This window comes from Streptomyces sp. NPDC031418 (genome assembly GCF_055581605.1).
The window spans coordinates 44,201-60,327 of record NZ_JBVIJC010000036.1; the positions used below are offsets into that span (position 1 = coordinate 44,201).

The window sequence follows — 16,127 nt, forward strand, 5'->3', positions numbered from 1 at the left end:
CGGCCGAGGAGATCACCGCGGCAACGGCACAGCGACTCGAGTGCACGCACACCTGAAGCACTGGCACGTGTACAGTCATGCCGCCTTCCAATTCTCAGCTTGACTCTGTCGGGGATCCTGAAGTTTCCCAGTGCGCTGGCGTGATCGGCGGGCATGATCGGGATGTTCCGAGAGCCCATGCAGTTGTCGAGGTGCCCGTTGTCGCTCCGTCCTCGTTCCGGTGAGCAGGTTCCGACTCTGACCGCGCAGATCGCGCATGGCGAGCAACCCGGATGATGCGGCGGCGATGTGGGTGAGAGACCGCCTGGACGGACTGTGGAGCGACGCAGGACCGGAGCAACGGCCGTGACGCGCCGGGTCGAAACCGCGCTTCACAGAACGTCGCCTTCCGCGGACAGGTAACTTCCGCTGGAGTTCCTTGAGCAGCGGATGGTCGGTGGCCAGACCGATGCCCGCGATGCCCGCGATGCCCGCGATGGCGCGGACGCCCACGGCGGTGTTGGCGGCGAAGGCAGCCTCCGCCGTGAGGGCCTGCTCCACGGTGACTGGGGCGGTGACGTGGTCGTGGCCGCTCTGGCGCAGGAGGGCCATGGTGACGCCGGGCAGGACTTCCGCGTCGGGCCAGACGAGCTGACCGTCGAGGATAAAGCCCACGTTCCAGGTCGGACCCTCGGAGACGAGCCCGACGGCATCGTGGAAGAGCGCGTCGTCGGCTCCGGCGAGCTGGGCCCGGCGCCGGGCGTGGAGCGCGCCGAAGAGGCCGACGTGTTTGACGCGGGGGAGGTCCCGTTCGTACCGCACCGGCTGCACGCGCAGCGGAGGCGGCGGTGTGGCGCCCACCCCACGGGCCACCGGGCGGCCGACCGGCACGGTGTCGCCGAGCTGCGTCTCCGTCAGGTCCGTCCAGGTGGCGGTGATGGTGCACTCGGAGGGGCCGTACCCGTTGAACAGGCGGACCCGTGAGCCCGCCTCGGTCTGCCAGCGACGCACCCGGTCGGGGGCCGCGGCCTCGCCGCCGATGCAGACCAGACGCAGGTCCGGGCAGACGGCGAGGGCGGCGCTCGTCCCGGCGTCGACGAGTTCGTGCCAGTACGCGGTGGGCAGGTCGAGCACCGTGACGCGGCGCTGCCGGCACGACTCGGTGAAGCGGACGGGCGACAGGTCGAACCTCTCGTCCTGGACGATCAGCGTGGCACCTGTCGAGAAGGCCGCCACGAGTTCCTCGACGGAGGCATCGAAGCTGGGTGAGCTGAACTGGAGCACCCGGTCGTCGGCTGTCATCGCCAGGGGCGCGATGCCGTGCTGGATGAAGGACTCCAGGCATCCGTGCTCGATCATGACGCCCTTGGGGCGTCCGGTGGAACCGCCGGTGTAGACGACGTAGGCCAGGTCGTGCCGCCGGGGGGTCGCCTCCACCGCGTGGACCGGATCGGGCGCCCCGGCGGGCTCGCTCAGGGAAACGCCTCGGCGCGGGTCCAGGAGCAGCGTCGGCAGGCCGCCGCCACGCGAGCGCAGTTCCTGTGTGGTAACCACGATGCGGGCCCCGGAGTCGGCCAGGGCGTGGTCCACCCAGGCGCCAGTGAAGCGGGGATCGACGCCGAGGTATGCGGCGCCGGCCCGCAGGACCCCGACCACGGCCACGCTCACGGCGGGCGAGGGTGGCAGCAACAGGGCCACCACGTCACCGGGTCCCACTCCGCGGCTGCGTAGTTCCGCAGCCAGGCGGCCGGCACGTTCCCACAGATCGGCGTAGCCGAGTGTCTCGTCCCCGTACATGACGGCGGGTGCGTGGGGACGGCGGCGTGCCTGTTCGGCGACGCAGTCGTGCAGGGACCGGCGTGGCACCTCGGCCCGCGGCCCGCCGGCCAGTTCGCCGAGAAGCTCCCGGACCTCGTCCGCGGCGAGGAACCGCGCGTTGCGTACGGGGAGTCCCGGGTGCCTGAGCAGCTCGTCCACGAGGGTGACGAAGTGCCTCACCACCCGCTGGGCGGTGTGCTCGGTGAAGAGGCCGGTGCTGTACGACAGCCAGCCGGTCAAGCCGTCGGCCGTTTCGTTGATGTACATCGATAGGTCGAAGTCGCTGGCCTGGGGCTCGGGCCACACCCGCCGGCATTCCAGGCCCTGCAGCGAGAGTTCCGCGGGGCCCCCGGCGTTGTACTGGAACGTGTGCTGGAAGACGGGATTGTGCGAGAGCTGACGCCCGAGGCCGAGGTGATTCACCACGAGGTCGAACGGCCCGTCCTGCCGGTCGAGCCCTTCGAGCAGTTCGTCCCTGACCTGCCGGACTAGTTCGACAAAGGTCGTCTCCGGGCCGAAATCGGCGCGGATCGCGAGCGTGTTGACGAAGAAGTCGACGAGATCCTGGTACTCGGGGCGGCGACGTCCGGACACCGGTGTGCCGACCGCCAGGGAATCCTCGCCGCTATACCGGTGCAGGAGGACGTGGAAAGCGGCCATCAGTGTGGTGAAGACCGTGCTCTTCTGCTGTGCGCTGAAACGCCGGACGCGTTGGCTAATGTCCTCGGGCAGGGTGATCTCCACCGCGTTACCGCGAAAGGACTGACACGCACTGCGAGGTCTGTCCGTGGGAATATCCAGCGCATGAGGAAGCCCTGAGATCCGGTCCTTCCAATAGGCGATCTGACTTTTCCAGTCCTCGCTCCCCAGCCGCTCCTCTTGCCAGCGAGAGAAATGTGCGTATTGCACGGGAAGCGGAAAGATTGGTGTATCCAACGTTTCTGTCGCGCGCGCGTACATACGCTGGAGGTCACGCAGAAGAACGTCGATCGACTGCCCGTCTGAGGCGATGTGGTGGAGGCTGACGGCGATGACGCTGCGCCGCTCGCCCAGTGCCCACCAGGATAACCGGACCGGCCATTCCCGTTCGAGCGCGAAGGGCCGATTGACGAATGCGGTCAGCTGTCGACGGGCCTCGGACTCCCAGGCCTGGTCGGTCAACCCATCAGGGCGCGGCACAAGGGAGAGGCGGCTGTCGGCGCCGAGGGTGTCCACGTGTTGCAGCGGCACCCCGTCCGCACCCTCCACCAGGCGTGTCCGCAAGATGCCATGGCGGACCAGCAGTCCGTTGACCGCTCTGGCCAAGGCCTCGACGTCGCAGGGGCCCAGCAGCTCGAAACAGGCCGAGCTGTGGTAGAGCGAGCTGTGCAGGCGGAGCTTGTAGAAGAACCACAGCCGGCGTTGGGCGAGGGAGACGGGCACTGGCCCCTTCGCTTCGGGCACAGGCCGAACTGATGTCGCCGACCGCTTTCGCGCGGCTGCGAGCAGGAGTTTCCGCTCCAGCTCACGGCGTTCTTCGATAGTCATCCCTGAAACAGCGGGACCGCCTAACACTACTTCCCCCTAGATCATGCGACGAAATACCGTGCGCGACGCCCGCCGGGGCGTCCGCAAGTCTCCGACCGCGATCATCAGACGTCCTCGCGAAGGGAGGCCGGACGCATGTCGACCCACACTTCGGTGATAGGTGCCAGACACTCCTGCTTGCTCCCGAAGAAGCCGGTCTGCCGCCAGCCGGACGGGACTTCCCGTCCCGACCTCCAGATGGAGAACTGTTCTTCCTCATTCACGACAACCGCGTATTGCGGCATGTCGGACACAGATACACTCAAGGCACTATCTCCCCGTCACATCCTCGCCGGAGTCGGAGGGCGTAATGCGTCATTGATGGTCAGTCAAGGCGTGAGGTAAAAAGGTCCCAAAGGTCTGTCGGTGTGGCTGGCCAGCCCACATCGCCTGTGGTCCTAATCTTACAGTGAGATTATCGCGCCACAAGTGATCCGCGCCACATGGCGTTTCGATGGCCGGATTCCTATGGTCGAACGGTGATTTCGTCACCCACCTACCCTCTTACCGGCGGGCATGTCGTCGTCTGGTGGGCGTCGGTATTGGGAGATCTGAGCGGATTCTTCCGAATTCTTTCATCCGAAGAAAAAAATCGCCTTACACAGTATCGAAGCGATGTGCTAGCTGCCGAATTCGTCACCGCCGCCGCCGTGCTGCGCGTCGCGCTGGGACGGCACGCGGGCACCGCACCCGGCGACGTCCGTGTCGAACGCCGGTGCCCGGACTGTTTCGGCCACCGCGCCCGGCCGCGGCCGCTCGACTCTGCCGAACTGGATGTCTCCGTCGCGCACGCCGGCGGGAGGGTGGCCGTCGCCGTCGCGCACGGCATGCGGATCGGTGTCGATGTCGAGCAACTGGCGCGCGTCGCGGACGCATGCATGCTGTGCGGACACTGCGCCAAAGGCTGCCTGTGCTTTCGGCGATCGCGGCGATCAGAACGGTGGCTTCGAAGCGGACGGCGAGTTTGTCGAACCGGGTGGCGACCGCCCGGTTGCGCTTGAGCCGGTTGATCCCGCATTCGACCGCGTGCCGGGCCTTGTAGTCCTCGCGGTCGAACGCCGGAGGCCGCCCGCCGGCCTTCCCGCGCCGTTTGCGGTTGGCTGCCTGGTCGGCGGGCTCTGGGATCGTGCAGCGGATTCTCCGCTTGCGCAGGTAGGCCCGGTTGGCGCGGGAGGAGTACGCCTTGTCGCCTCGCACTCGCAGTGGGCGGACACGGGGACGGCCGGGTCCGGTGCGGGGAACTCGGATGCCTTCCAGGATGGCGGCGAACTGAGGACTATCACCACGCTGACCTGCGGTGACCAGCAAAGACAGCGGCCGTTGGCCTTGTTCGCAGGCCAGATGGATCTTGGTGGTGAAGCCTCCTCGGGAACGGCCCAGACCGTGGTCGTCGGGCTCCGTGCGGGTGCCGCCCGGCGGTTCTTTCTGGGCCTGCCCGTCGCGGCGGGCGCCTGCGGCATGCTGATGGGCCCGGCAGATCGTGGAGTCGACGTTGACCTCCCACGTGATCAACCCTGCCGCATCCGCCCGGGCCTGCAGTCCGGTCAGCAGCACAGGCCAGGTGCCGTCACGTTGCCAGCGGCGGAAGAGTCCGTAGACCGTCTGCCACGGCCCGTATTCCGACGGCAGATCCCGCCACGGAGCACCAGTCCGCACCCGCCACCGGATCCCGTCTATCAGCTTCCGCCGCCCCAGCGACGGCCGGCCCGACACCGCGACCGGCAGCAACGGCTCCAGCAGCGCCCACTGTTCATCAGAAAGATCCCCTCGCCCCACATCGAGATCATCACGGCACGGGACGAGGAACGGAGCCGACTTTCAAAACACGCGCTAGTAGTGCTTCGTTACGTCGGGTGTTCTCGCCTGGTGGTGGGCAGCTTTCCTGCATGAGGTTGAGGGAAGTGGAACGGCTCCGGGGTGAGTTAGCGGAGTTCGTTGCCGATGTGTTCGCTTCGGTGCCGCGGCGGGATCAGCGCCGGTGGGGTGAGTGCTATCTGCGGGGTCTGATGCTGGACGGGCGCCGGAAGTCGATCCAGCCGATGGCCGAGCGGCTGCCGGACGGGAACATGCAGGCCTTGCAGCAGTTCGTGAATCAGTCGCCGTGGGATCCGCTGCCGGTGCGGCGGCGGATCGCTGAGCGGTTGTGCGAGGCGATCCGTCCTGAGGTGTGGGTGGTCGACGATGTGTCGTTTCCCAAGTGCGGCACGGCGTCGGTGGGGGTGGCCCGGCAGTACTGCGGGGTGTTGGGCAAGCGGGCGAACTGCCAGGTTGCGGTCAGCGTGCACGCGGCCACCGACACAGCCTCGTGCCCGCTGGAGTGGGAGCTGTTCCTGCCCGAGGAATGGGCGGACGACCAGCTGCGGCGGCGTCGGGCCGGGGTGCCCGAGGAGATCGGGCACGTGTCCAAGATGCGTCTGGCGCTGGGGCTGCTGGACCGGCTGGCCGAGCAGGGGCTGGTGGTGCCGGTGATCGTGGCGGACGCCGGCTATGGCCGTAGCGTCTCCTTCCGCCTCGCGCTGGAGGAACGCGGCTGGTCCTACGTCATGGCGGTCGACCCCAAAGAGATCGCACGACCTGCCGGTGCCGAGCCGTATCACCCCGCCTATGGCGGACTCGGACCACCGACGCTGCCCCGCTACCGAGACAGGCCCCGTTCGCTGCTCGGCCTCGTTGACGACACCACCGTGTTCGAGAAGGTCACCTGGCGGCAGGGCAGCAAAGGCGCGATGACCTCGTGCTTCTCCGTGCTCCAGGTGCGGCCCTCGGGCAAGGAGGCCACCCGCACCGCCCAGGAAGCGGCTGGCGGACGCAGCCGCTGGAACGGTGTGCTGCCCCTGCGGACCCTGCTCATCGAGCAGCCCGCAGAAGCGGCCGAACCGACCGGCTACTGGATGACCAACCTGCCCGCCACCACCCCGATCGCCGACCTGGTGCGATGGGCGAAGATGCGCTGGCGGATCGAGCACGACTACCGCGAACTCAAGCACGGCCTGGGCCTGGACCACTTCGAAGGCCGCACCTGGCGCGGCTGGCACCACCACGTCACCCTCGTCACCGCCGCCCAGGCCTTCCTCACCCTGCGGCGGCTCGACCCAAAAGCACACATGCCGGTCTCACCCTCTACCAGGTCCTCGACACACTCCAGGACCTGCTGAGGTGCTGGACCGGCACATGCACCACCTGCGGCCGACCACTAACCACAAGCAGAACCAGAGCCAGAACCTAACGAAGTACTACTAGGCCGCTTCGTTTGGATCAAGAGGCTAATGTGTCCGTGCCATGAAGCCTTTCCGGCAACTGGGACGTCCGCCTTGCCGGGGCTCGATCATGAGGTCTGTGACGAGAGCGACTGAGCCCGATCCGGTAGCCGCTGTGCGGGACTACTACGAGCAGTCAGCAGAACGCGAGGCCGAGCGGCTGAGCAGGCCCGCGGACGGCGCCGTTGAGTGGGCGTTGCACGGGCGGGCGCTTGAGGAGTACTTGCCTCCTGCACCCTCGCGGATTCTGGACAATGGTGGGGGTCCGGGCCCATGGACCCTGTGGCTCGCGCACCGCGGCTACCGGGTGACGCTCACCGATCTGTCGCCCGCGTTGTTGGACGTTGCCCGAGATCGCGTCACGCTGGCACCCCGGCAGTACGCCGCGAACGTGGAGGCCATCACGGAAGCTGACGCACGTGATCTGAGCGCCTTCCCGGACGCTTCTTTTGACGCCCAACTATGTCTGGGGCCCCTCTACCACCTGACCTCCAGCACCGACCGCCATCAGGCCGTACGGGAAGCTCATCGAGTCCTGCGGCCAGGTGGGCTGCTGATTGCAACCGTGATGCCTCGCTACATGCGATTGGTGTCCACCGTACTTGAGCAAGGGTCCGCCGCCTTCACCACAGGTACGGTCGACCTCATCCTGGACGAAGGCCGTTACGACGACCCGCGGCCCGGACGCTTCACCGGTGGATACCTCACCCGCCCTGACGACGTCGCGGCGCTCTTCGAGGACCATGGGTTCCGTGTGCTGCGCCTGCTCGCTTCCCAGGGCATCCTGGCTTGGGCGCAGCCGCAAGTCGCTGCTCTTGCACAACGAGACCCCGACGCCTACCAGCGACTGCTCAACGTCGCCTATAGGACTGCCAGCGATCCGTCCATTCATGGCATGAGCGGCCATCTGCTCGTCGTTGCTGAACGGCTGGCGGTTCAAGTCGAGTAGACGATGGTCAGCGTGCGGACCAGAGAAAGATGCCGGCAATGTGGAGCCGGCAAGGTAGATGGTCGCGGTCTTCTCATAGCGGGTCGCGATGCCACGCCACTGTTTGAGGCGGTTGATGCACCGCTCGACGGTGTTGCGCTGCTTGTAGGTCTGGCGGTCGAAGACCGGTGGCCTGCCGCCCTGACTTCCTCGACGCAGTCGGTGACGTTGTTGGTCTGCCGGAACAGGGATCACCGCGCGGATGCCACGTTTGCGCAGATGGTCTCGGATCGCGCGGGAGGAGTACGCCTTGTCGGGCCTGGTGCGGGGCCGTCCTCGGCGGCGGGGAACGCGCAGACGGGCCATGATTTCAGTGAAGGCGGTGGCGTCGCTGGCCTGGTCGGCGGTGAGAGTGAACGCGAGGGGTCGACAGCGCCCGTCGGATGCGATGTGGATCTTTGCGGTTAACCCGCCGCGGGACCGGACGATGGCATGGTCGGCCGGTTCGCCGGCCAGGGCCCTTTTTGCGGGCCCCGGCCGCGTGCTGATGAGCTCGCACGATCGTGGAGTCCACCGACACAGCCCAGGCCAGGTCCTCCTCGGCGTCGGCTTGAGCCATTAGCGCGATGAACACGCGCTCCGAGGTGTCGTCGGCGGCCCACATTCGCAACCGGTTATAGACGCCCCGCCAGTTGCCGTACTTTTCCGGCAGGTGGACCCACTGCGTTCCGGTCTGGAACTTGAAGGCGATCGCGTCGATCACCTCATGGTGGTCCCGCCATCGGCCACCTGGCTTCGGCGTCCGGTCGGGAAGCAAAGGCTCGACACGCGCCCACTGCACGTCAGTTAGCGGCATATCGGACCAACGATCCGCTGATGGGCGGGCATCGGGGCGGTGCGCCGGTTCCAGCGCAGCGCGGCATCGGGCAGGTTCAGGTCCCGGTGGATCTCGATGGCGTCGGCGGCCGTGCGGGCCGGCGTGTAGGAGCTGATCCACGAGGGTTCGCCGCCGAGGGCGGTGTCAGCGCGTTCCAGGAGCCGTTCGGAAGCGGCGAGCGCGGCGCCGGCGGCGCGGGCGTCGTTGAGCCGGGCGTGGGCGCGGCCTCGTCGAGCTTGGCGAAGGCGAGAACGCGGGGGGCCGCGTGGTGGCGGGTGTGGTCGTGTCGTCCCTGCGCCCGCGGGGGTAGCTCGAGCGGCTGTCGCACCTCGCGGAGCGGCAGGCAGTCGTCCCCGCGCCCGCGGGGGTGGCTCCCGACCTCCTGGGGCAGCTGGCGAGCGGCGTCACCCAGGCCAGCCGATGAGTCCCCGCACACACGCAGGGTCGGACGGCACCCGCCGGCGCGTACCGTCGGGCACGGATGCGAGGTGCCGGGGGAGTGATGGCGGCTTGGGTCAGGGGGCGGGGGAGAGCAGGGGCCATTGGCCGGCACACCCCCTGCTGTATCCCATGTTCCACATCTGCGGTCCCGTTCCCACCGCACCCCTCCCAGCCCCTCCAGAACGTTGGCGAGCGGTTCCAGTAACGCCGCCGCCTGCCCGGGCGCCCCGGCGCACACGCACGCCAGGGCCCGCACCACAGGCGCCACCACCTCGCGGAGCGCCGCGCGCTCATCGCCTTCAGCGGTCGCCGCGAGACGGTGCAGGTCCTCCACCGCGCTCTCGCAGGCTAGGGCGAGGGCCAGGTTGAAGGGGTGCAGGGTGTCGGCTGTCCCTTCCGGTGCGGCCAGCTGTTCCCGCACGTGGTCCGGCTCGGTCAGGCGTCATCGCAGACGATGCCGCAGTTTCTGCAGTTGTTACGTGGCAGGTCCAGCGGGAGCTGCGCCAGCTTTTCCCCGACTGTTCCGGCGGACACTGCCGTCGCACCGCGCGCCTGCGCGGCTCCCCACGTTCGTGTAGCTGTTGCCGAACGTGGCGTTGCCGACGCTTCGTGATCACCGGAAGTTGTGCCTGCCTGCGCGTCAGCCCCCGCTGGCCACCCTCCAGTCGTGCCTCAGTTCCTGAAGCCCCATCAACCGGGATGCACCGCTGGAATGACGCCGTCCTGCCCGCGTATCCCGTCGGTCTCCGTCGTCGTGGCGCCGACGGGGTACGGCCGTCACCCGCGAGTGGAGTGCGACTTCAGCGGATGCGGTGCTTGCGCCAGAAGGGGCCGAGGTCCCTGTGCGTCATCGACTGTGCGGCCTTCTTGAAGTCGGCGGTGGTGGAGACGCCGTACCAGTGGTCGTGGGCGTACTTCTTGATGAGGCGCGCCATGGTGCCGGCCCCGAGGACGTGCTCCAGCTCGGCCAGGACGCAGGGGCCGATCCCGTACACGACCTGGAAGTACTCGCTACGGTGTGTAGACCAGTAGGCCATCGAGTTGGTGAGCGCGGCGGTGGCGCTCGGCCAGGAGTCGTCCGGCGAGCACTCGAACCCGTCCCAGCGGTAGTAGCGCGCGTTGGCGTACTGAGCGAAACTCTCGTCCAGCCAGGGTGAGTTGTACTCGTCGTTGCCCACGACGCCGTACCACCACTGGTGGGCGATCTCATGGACGGTGGCGCCGCCCTCCTCCTTGGTGCCGAGGATGACCAGGCCGGGGTATTCCATGCCGCCGGCGAACCCGGGGGTCATCACGAGGTCTATCTCGCCGTACGGATAGCGGCCGAACTCCCTGCCGAACCGGTCGATGGCGGCGACGGCGTCCTTGCGGTTGAGGCGGACACCGGCGGCGGGCGTGTTCGGCGACCAGTACGACTTCACGCGCACGCCGTCGGGCGAGGTCTGGGTCGCGGTGCGGAACGGGCCCGCCGCCCATGCGAAGTCCCGCACCCGCTTGGCGACGCTGTAGGTGACCGTACGCCCGGTACCGCCGCGGCGGGTCCATGTGCTGCCGGTCGCCGGGACCTTGAGGGCGGACGGGTGGTCGAGGCGCACCCGGAAGTCGCTCGCCAGGGTGTAGAAGCTCTCGCCGTACGACACATACGGATCGAGGTGCCACCCCCTTGCGTCGTGCACGGCGAGGACCGGCAGCGCGTTGCCCAGGAAGCGGAACGCGCCTTCGCGGCCGAAGCGGTTGTTGCGTGCGGGCACCGTGAGAGCCACGTCGAAGGAGACGGCCGTCCGCTCACCGCGGGCGAGCGGCCTCGGCAGAGCGATGCGCAGCGCCGTGCACTTCACGCCGGGGCGGCCCGGAGTGCCGCCGCGCACGTGGGAGACGCGGACGGGGGACGGCCTTCCGGATGTCCCGCAGCCGTCCTCGCCATTGCCCCACAGGCGTATGTACACCTCACGCAGGGGCCGGCTGGAGGCGTTGCGGAAGGACACCGTCTGCCGGCCCGCCCAGTGGGAGCCGTCGGCGTCGGCGCGCAGCTTCACGTCGTAGCTGGGGCGGTCGGGCGTCGCGGGTTCGGCCGCTCTCACCGCGGCGCCGGGCGCCGGGCCGGACGGCGTGCCGGCCTCGGCCACGGTGGAGCCTGCTGTCGCGAGCAGGGCGAGCAGGGCGACCAGCAGACGGCAACCGGTTCTTGAGGGGCCCGTGGGCGACGAAGGCATGGCAGACGACATGACAGATGACATGCCAGCGGATCTTGTCACAGGGTTCCCCACGGCCGACACATGCCCGCGCGGTTGGCACAGCGCCGCGCCCGGCCGGGAAGGGCAGGGGCGCGGCGCTCCGGGACGGTGCTGCTGGTTGGCGGTGTCGGTGACGAGGAGGAACTGGTCGTCCGTTCCGGCTGCGGGCTCGGGCATGCTCCAGCTGACCGCCCGCCAGCTCGAGCAACGGCTTCTCACCCCCGGCGAGCTCGGCCCTGGCTGCAGGTCCTTTGGCGGCGACGAGACGGGAGTGGATCAGTCCCCGGCCTTCCGTACGCTGAAGCCCGGATCGGCCGCTTGTATCGACGCCATGGCCTCCTTCGCCATGAACCCGCAGGTTGGCAGGCTCTCGGCGGAGCAGTACGCCACCCGCGAACCGGCTAGGGCGGACGTCCCCGAAGCGGCAGCTTGATCAAACTGGGGGTCTTTCCAGCCACGGCATCAGGTGAGCCGCGGTGCCACCTCGGCTGCGACCCACTCCATGGCCTTCTCGACATGTTCAGCCGCGACAGGCAGCCCCAGGGTGCAAGCGGCAAGCCCTGCCTCGGCGAGCCGACCGAGGTCGTCGGCAACGCTCTCTGCAGTGGGCGTAGTGCCGCCAGTGGTCGTCCCGGTGGCGGAACCGCCGCAGGCAGACCCGGCGGAGTAAGGAACGCGGCCGACGCGAGCGTCAGACGATCGGCGTCTTGTGCCTCGGCGAGGTCACGCAAGCGGCGCCGGACGTCGGTGATCTCCACGGCGTCGGCGCCTGTGCCGTACCAGCCGTCGCCGAACCGCAGCGCACGGCGCAGGGCAGCGTCGCTGTGTCCGCCAACCCACATGGGCGGACCGCCGGTGGTGACCGGAGGCACTCCCAAGTGCGCCTGGTGCAGTGTCGTGAACGGCCCGTCGAAGTCTGCGGGGCGCCGGGCCCACAGGGCCTTGGCAGCGGCGAGGTGGTCGTCGGTACGTGCACCCCGTTCACGGGCGGGTACCCCGACGGCGGCGAATTCGTCAGGATTCCAGCCGGTGCCCACGCCCAGGATCAAGCGTCCTCCGGATACGACATCCAGCGTGGCTGCCTGGTTGGCGAGCACCAGCGCCGGGTAGTACGGCGCGACGAGTACGGACGTCAGCAGTTGCAGGCGCGTCGTCGCCCCGGCGACGGCCGACAGCAGAACCAGCGGGTCCGTGTCGAGGCCGAAACCGCTGTCCAGTAGACGGTTGCCGACCGCAACGTGGTCGAAGCCTAGGTCTTCAGCGTGGCGTGCGGCGCGGAGCACGCTGGCTCCGTCGTCGAGCGGCCAGCGCTGTTGAAGAGAAACACCGAGGCCCAGCAGGGGCATGGGTTGCCTTTCGACGGCAGTCCGAGGGCGACGCGACGATTACTGGCCGCCCTGTCGCGACACTCAACTCCCGCACCGCCCCTATTTCATCCCGGCCGGGATCAAGCGGATCGCCTGTCACTCCGTACGGCGCTCGCTGACCAACGCCGGGACCTCCGCAAGCCGGTGAACCTTCTCGGTCAGAGCACTAGGTCGCCCTGGATCTGTCTTCTGCCGAGGGGGCGGCCGTCCCGCAGGTCAGAGTTGGAGCAGGCAGTGACCGGGTGTGGGCAGAGTGGTTTTCAGTCTTCCGGGAGTGATAGACGGGCCCATACGGACTTCCCGTCGGTTTGTTGGTCGTCGGTCCAGCCCCAGGTCGTGCTCAGGGCGTTGACGATGGGAAGTCCGCGGTGCTGTTCAGCCAGGGGTGGCGGGCAGGTGAGGCGCGGCCGGCGCTGGCTTGGGTCGCGGACCACACACAGCAGGGTGCGCGGGCGCAGGGTGAGGGCAAGCCATACGGCAGTCTGCGGGGTGCCTGATGCGATGGCGCGTGTCTGACCGTGGCGGACTGCGTTCGCGACGAGTTCGGAAGCGACCTGCACGGTGTCGTCGCAGATGCTGTTCAGGCCCCAGCGGCGCAGTGTCTGGCGGGTGAACTGTCGTGCTACGTAGCAGCACTTGGTCGTGGGCGGGATCTGTCTCGCGGCAAATGGGGTGCTTCCCAGGCCTGTGCGCACGGCAAGGTTGGGGGTCCACACGGCCGGCGCGCCGCGGAAGAGCTGCCGCTCCGGGCTGTTGGCAGTCTCGGCTGGGAAGAGTGGCTGATTGTCGCGGTTGTGAGGTGGCGTCATCGTCCGTCCCTCGGAGTTTGTTTGCCCTCTCGAGCCTGGCGTGCCGTCTTGACCGTCACTATTCCGGCCTGTTCATCGTTCCTGCAAGTGTGGTTCTGCAATTGCAGGACTAAGGAATTCGCACACCTGGTCGGTCATGGCTTCCTTCGGGGCGGTGCTGGCCGGGCGGGACTCGGAGAGGCGCGAATAGGAATGCAGCGGGTAGAAAACGGCGTCAGTGCAGGCATGATTGAGGGGGTCGCGTGGCGCAAGAGCCGCCACAGCGGGGGCAACGGGAACTGTGTGGAAGTCGCTCGCCTGCCTGATGGCGGTGTGGCCGTGCGGAACTCCCGATTCCCGGACGGGCCGGCCCTTGTGTATACGGGGGAGGAGGTTGCAGCCTTCTTCGCGGGAGTCAGGGACGGGGAGTTCGACTTCGCTCTCGCGTGACAGAGCGTAGATTTATGGCCACTTCCTGACATGCTTGATAGTCGGCTGCCATACTCGGGCTCTCTGAACAGTCGATAGGAGCACCCGGTATGGCAGCCGAACAGAAGGCGCCTTCCATTCTCGGCTTCCCGCACCGCCCGGAGTGGGGCTCGGCCGCGCACCGCAAAGCGCTTGCGGGCCACCTCAGGCGCTGCCGCGACCACGCGTGTGTGGGGACCCGCCAGGCGGCTCGATGCATCGGTGCCTCCGAATCCACGATCAGCCGCATGGAGACGGGACTCGCATCGCTGAAGCCCGCAGAGGTCGTGCGCCTGCTGGATGAGTATGGTGTGCGCGACCCGGCGGAGCGCCAGCGGATCGCGGTCCTGGTGAACGAGGCGGCCAATCCCGAAGCGTGGCAGCCTTTCGCCCATGCCGCACCGAGCAGCTTGCGCCCGCTGCTCGCGATGGAGCCGGCGGCACAGCGGATCATCTCCTACGAGCCGCAGTTGGTGCCGGGCTGGCTGCAGACCGAGGAGTACGCCGAGATCGTCATCCGGGCCACCCATCCCACCATGCCGGCCAAGGAGATCGAGGAACGGGTCCGCATGCGACGTGCTCGCATCGAGATGCTGCGCCGCGAAACCGACCCGCCGAGCCTGATCGCTGTGATGGACTCCGAGGTCTTCCGCCGCCAGGTCGGAACCCCCGGCGTCATGTATCGGCAGATCTCCCACTTGCTCACGCTGCTGGAGGAACTGCGCTACCGTCTGCGCCTGCACATCGCCCCTTTGTCCGTGGGAGCCGCCGGCGCGATCGGGCACCCGATCGTGCACCTTCGGTTCTTCGCTCCTGACTACCTGCCGGACATGGTGTACCTGGAGCAGTACGAGGGCGCTGTCTACCGTGAGAAGCCGTCGGAGTCCGAGCGGTACCAGGCTGTGCTGAACCATCTGTGCGGCGTTGCAACTCCCGCAGACCAGACCCCGTCACTGCTGCAGGAGGCACTCGACACCTGGCGGTAATTGGCCGCAACCGCCTCTCTTCAGGAAGCAGCGACGGCTCAGTGCCTCACGAAGCCCACGCCTCCGTATTCCTCCCACTCCCACGTCAGTTGCTGGGGGACGTCGTCGTTCTGCGGCCGCCAGGCCGACACCTCTGTCAGCCCCGGCTTGATGAGATCCAGCGGCGTGCAGAACGCCTGGACGTCGGCCTTCTCGCGTACGCGGCCCCAGTGGCCCTGGGTCTGCGCGTCCATGAACTCTGTGACGAAATCACGGACTGCCTGGCTGTCGCTGACGAGTTGGCACACGACCATCATGCTGCCGGGCGGCAGTCTGTCGGCTACGCGTGCGATCAGCTCGCCGGGCCCGCTGTCGTCCGGGATGCAATGCAGTACGGAGACGAACAACGCGGCCACCGGCTCGCTCCAGTTGATGAGGCGGCGTACGGGCTCGCTGGCGAAGATGGCGTCTGTGTCCCGCATGTCGGCCTGGAGTACTGCGGTGCGTTCGTTGGTCTCCAGCAAGGCACTGCCCATGGCACGGACGATGGGGTCGTTGTCGACGTACACCACCCGGGACGCCGGGGCGACGCGCTGCGCGACCTCGTGCACGTTGTCCTGCGTGGGCAGCCCTGAGCCGTGGTCGATGAATTGCCGGATCCCGAAGTCCGCCGCCAGGGTGTGCACCACCCGGCGCAGGAACTGCCGGTTGTTCAGCGCCAGTTCCCGCATGCTGGGCACCTGTGTGAGCAGCTCCTCGCAGGCGGCACGGTCCGCGGGGTAGTTGTCCTTGCCGCCAAGGAGGCTGTCGTACATGCGGGCCACACTCGGAACCGATACGTCCACTCCATACGGCAAATTCACCCGTGCCCCCTCCGGCCTCGTCACGAGACGTCACCTGACGCCGTGACAGCACAGTGTATGAGGTGCATCACACCGGCGTGCTGTGAAATGGCCGTTTGTCACCCCCTCGGGGCCCCGACGGAAGCAGCAGCCCGCACACATCCTCCACCGGTATGCCCAGCACCTCCGCGATCCGTTCCGAACTGAGCAGCAGCCGGCGGTGCAGCACCTGGACCTCCAGATGAAGAGAGCGCACAGGCCGGCCGAACGGGTAAGGCCGAAGATGCCCGCCGAGCGCCTGATCGATATGATCATGGAGGATGTCCCAGGCGACAGCGGCCGGCCCGGAGCTGCCCAAGACCACGGTCCATGACACCGCGAGCTCGGTGAACGCCGCGGCTACAGCTCTCTCCGCCGCTCCGTACTGGCCGATCCGCAACGCCGAGTACTGCAAGTAGGGCTCGTAAAGGCGTTCACGGAAAGCCGCGAAAGCAGCCACCGCAGACCGCTCCACCCGCAGGCCGTCGTAACGCAGATCCGCAGTTCGCCTTACGCCGGTGGGGACACAGTCGGCCCCGCTGCTAAGGGGTGCGCTCC

At 68.0% G+C, this 16,127-nt stretch carries 12 protein-coding genes and 2 pseudogenes; 4 read left to right on the top strand and 10 right to left on the bottom strand.

Annotated features, from left to right (window positions below; genetic code table 11):
• Window positions 1-75: 75 nt before the first annotated feature.
• The 4 genes and pseudogenes from ACZ5CZ_RS36675 to ACZ5CZ_RS36690 all read right to left on the bottom strand — a co-directional run.
• The gene (locus tag ACZ5CZ_RS36675) at window positions 76-3,324 is read right to left on the bottom strand and encodes a condensation domain-containing protein (protein ID WP_468949085.1); all 3,249 of its coding nucleotides are present in this window, start codon (window positions 3,322-3,324) and stop codon (window positions 76-78) included.
• 104 nt (window positions 3,325-3,428) lie between these two features.
• Entirely contained in the window at window positions 3,429-3,608 is a 180-nt protein-coding gene (locus tag ACZ5CZ_RS36680) for an MbtH family protein (RefSeq protein ID WP_385848478.1), read from the bottom strand.
• Between the two features lie 375 nt (window positions 3,609-3,983).
• On the bottom strand, window positions 3,984-4,256 hold the full coding sequence (locus ACZ5CZ_RS36685; RefSeq protein WP_468949123.1) for a hypothetical protein: 273 nt from the start codon (window positions 4,254-4,256) through the stop codon (window positions 3,984-3,986).
• 28 nt (window positions 4,257-4,284) lie between these two features.
• A pseudogene (locus ACZ5CZ_RS36690) lies at window positions 4,285-5,139 on the bottom strand (IS5 family transposase); the annotation flags it as partial.
• Window positions 5,140-5,249: 110 nt separating this feature from the next.
• Between ACZ5CZ_RS36690 and ACZ5CZ_RS36695 the strand changes: the two are divergent.
• Both ACZ5CZ_RS36695 and ACZ5CZ_RS36700 read left to right on the top strand, forming a co-directional pair.
• Window positions 5,250-6,518, top strand: a complete 1,269-nt coding sequence (locus ACZ5CZ_RS36695) for an IS701 family transposase (protein ID WP_468949086.1) — start codon at window positions 5,250-5,252, stop codon at window positions 6,516-6,518.
• 217 nt (window positions 6,519-6,735) lie between these two features.
• A complete protein-coding gene (locus ACZ5CZ_RS36700) occupies window positions 6,736-7,569 on the top strand; it encodes a class I SAM-dependent methyltransferase (protein ID WP_468949087.1) in 834 nt (277 codons plus the stop codon).
• A 27-nt stretch (window positions 7,570-7,596) separates the two neighbouring features.
• On the opposite strand, the pseudogene ACZ5CZ_RS36705 reads toward ACZ5CZ_RS36700, so the two are convergent.
• The 4 genes and pseudogenes from ACZ5CZ_RS36705 to ACZ5CZ_RS36720 all read right to left on the bottom strand — a co-directional run.
• Window positions 7,597-8,404: pseudogene (locus ACZ5CZ_RS36705) on the bottom strand (IS5 family transposase); the annotation flags it as partial.
• 1,262 nt (window positions 8,405-9,666) lie between these two features.
• On the bottom strand, window positions 9,667-11,079 hold the full coding sequence (locus ACZ5CZ_RS36710; RefSeq protein WP_468949089.1) for a M1 family metallopeptidase: 1,413 nt from the start codon (window positions 11,077-11,079) through the stop codon (window positions 9,667-9,669).
• A 422-nt stretch (window positions 11,080-11,501) separates the two neighbouring features.
• Window positions 11,502-12,446 (bottom strand): TIGR03619 family F420-dependent LLM class oxidoreductase, encoded by a 945-nt coding sequence (locus tag ACZ5CZ_RS36715; RefSeq protein ID WP_385848372.1) that lies wholly within the window; start codon window positions 12,444-12,446, stop codon window positions 11,502-11,504.
• Between the two features lie 281 nt (window positions 12,447-12,727).
• Window positions 12,728-13,276 carry an ATP-binding protein gene (locus tag ACZ5CZ_RS36720; protein ID WP_468949091.1) on the bottom strand — a complete coding sequence of 183 codons (549 nt, stop codon included), beginning with the start codon at window positions 13,274-13,276 and terminating at the stop codon, window positions 12,728-12,730.
• 192 nt (window positions 13,277-13,468) lie between these two features.
• On the opposite strand from ACZ5CZ_RS36720, the gene ACZ5CZ_RS36725 reads away from it, so the two are divergent.
• Together ACZ5CZ_RS36725 and ACZ5CZ_RS36730 are read left to right on the top strand one after the other, a co-directional pair.
• The gene (locus ACZ5CZ_RS36725) at window positions 13,469-13,705 is read left to right on the top strand and encodes a DUF397 domain-containing protein (RefSeq protein ID WP_450792610.1); all 237 of its coding nucleotides are present in this window, start codon (window positions 13,469-13,471) and stop codon (window positions 13,703-13,705) included.
• Between the two features lie 89 nt (window positions 13,706-13,794).
• On the top strand, window positions 13,795-14,709 hold the full coding sequence (locus ACZ5CZ_RS36730; protein WP_468949093.1) for a helix-turn-helix domain-containing protein: 915 nt from the start codon (window positions 13,795-13,797) through the stop codon (window positions 14,707-14,709).
• Between the two features lie 38 nt (window positions 14,710-14,747).
• Here the strand turns inward: ACZ5CZ_RS36730 and ACZ5CZ_RS36735 are convergent, their stop codons facing one another.
• Both ACZ5CZ_RS36735 and ACZ5CZ_RS36740 read right to left on the bottom strand, forming a co-directional pair.
• Window positions 14,748-15,551, bottom strand: a complete 804-nt coding sequence (locus tag ACZ5CZ_RS36735) for an SAM-dependent methyltransferase (protein WP_385848406.1) — start codon at window positions 15,549-15,551, stop codon at window positions 14,748-14,750.
• A gap of 67 nt (window positions 15,552-15,618) precedes the next feature.
• Window positions 15,619-16,029 (bottom strand): hypothetical protein, encoded by a 411-nt coding sequence (locus tag ACZ5CZ_RS36740; RefSeq protein ID WP_385848375.1) that lies wholly within the window; start codon window positions 16,027-16,029, stop codon window positions 15,619-15,621.
• Between the last annotated feature and the right edge of the window lie 98 nt (window positions 16,030-16,127).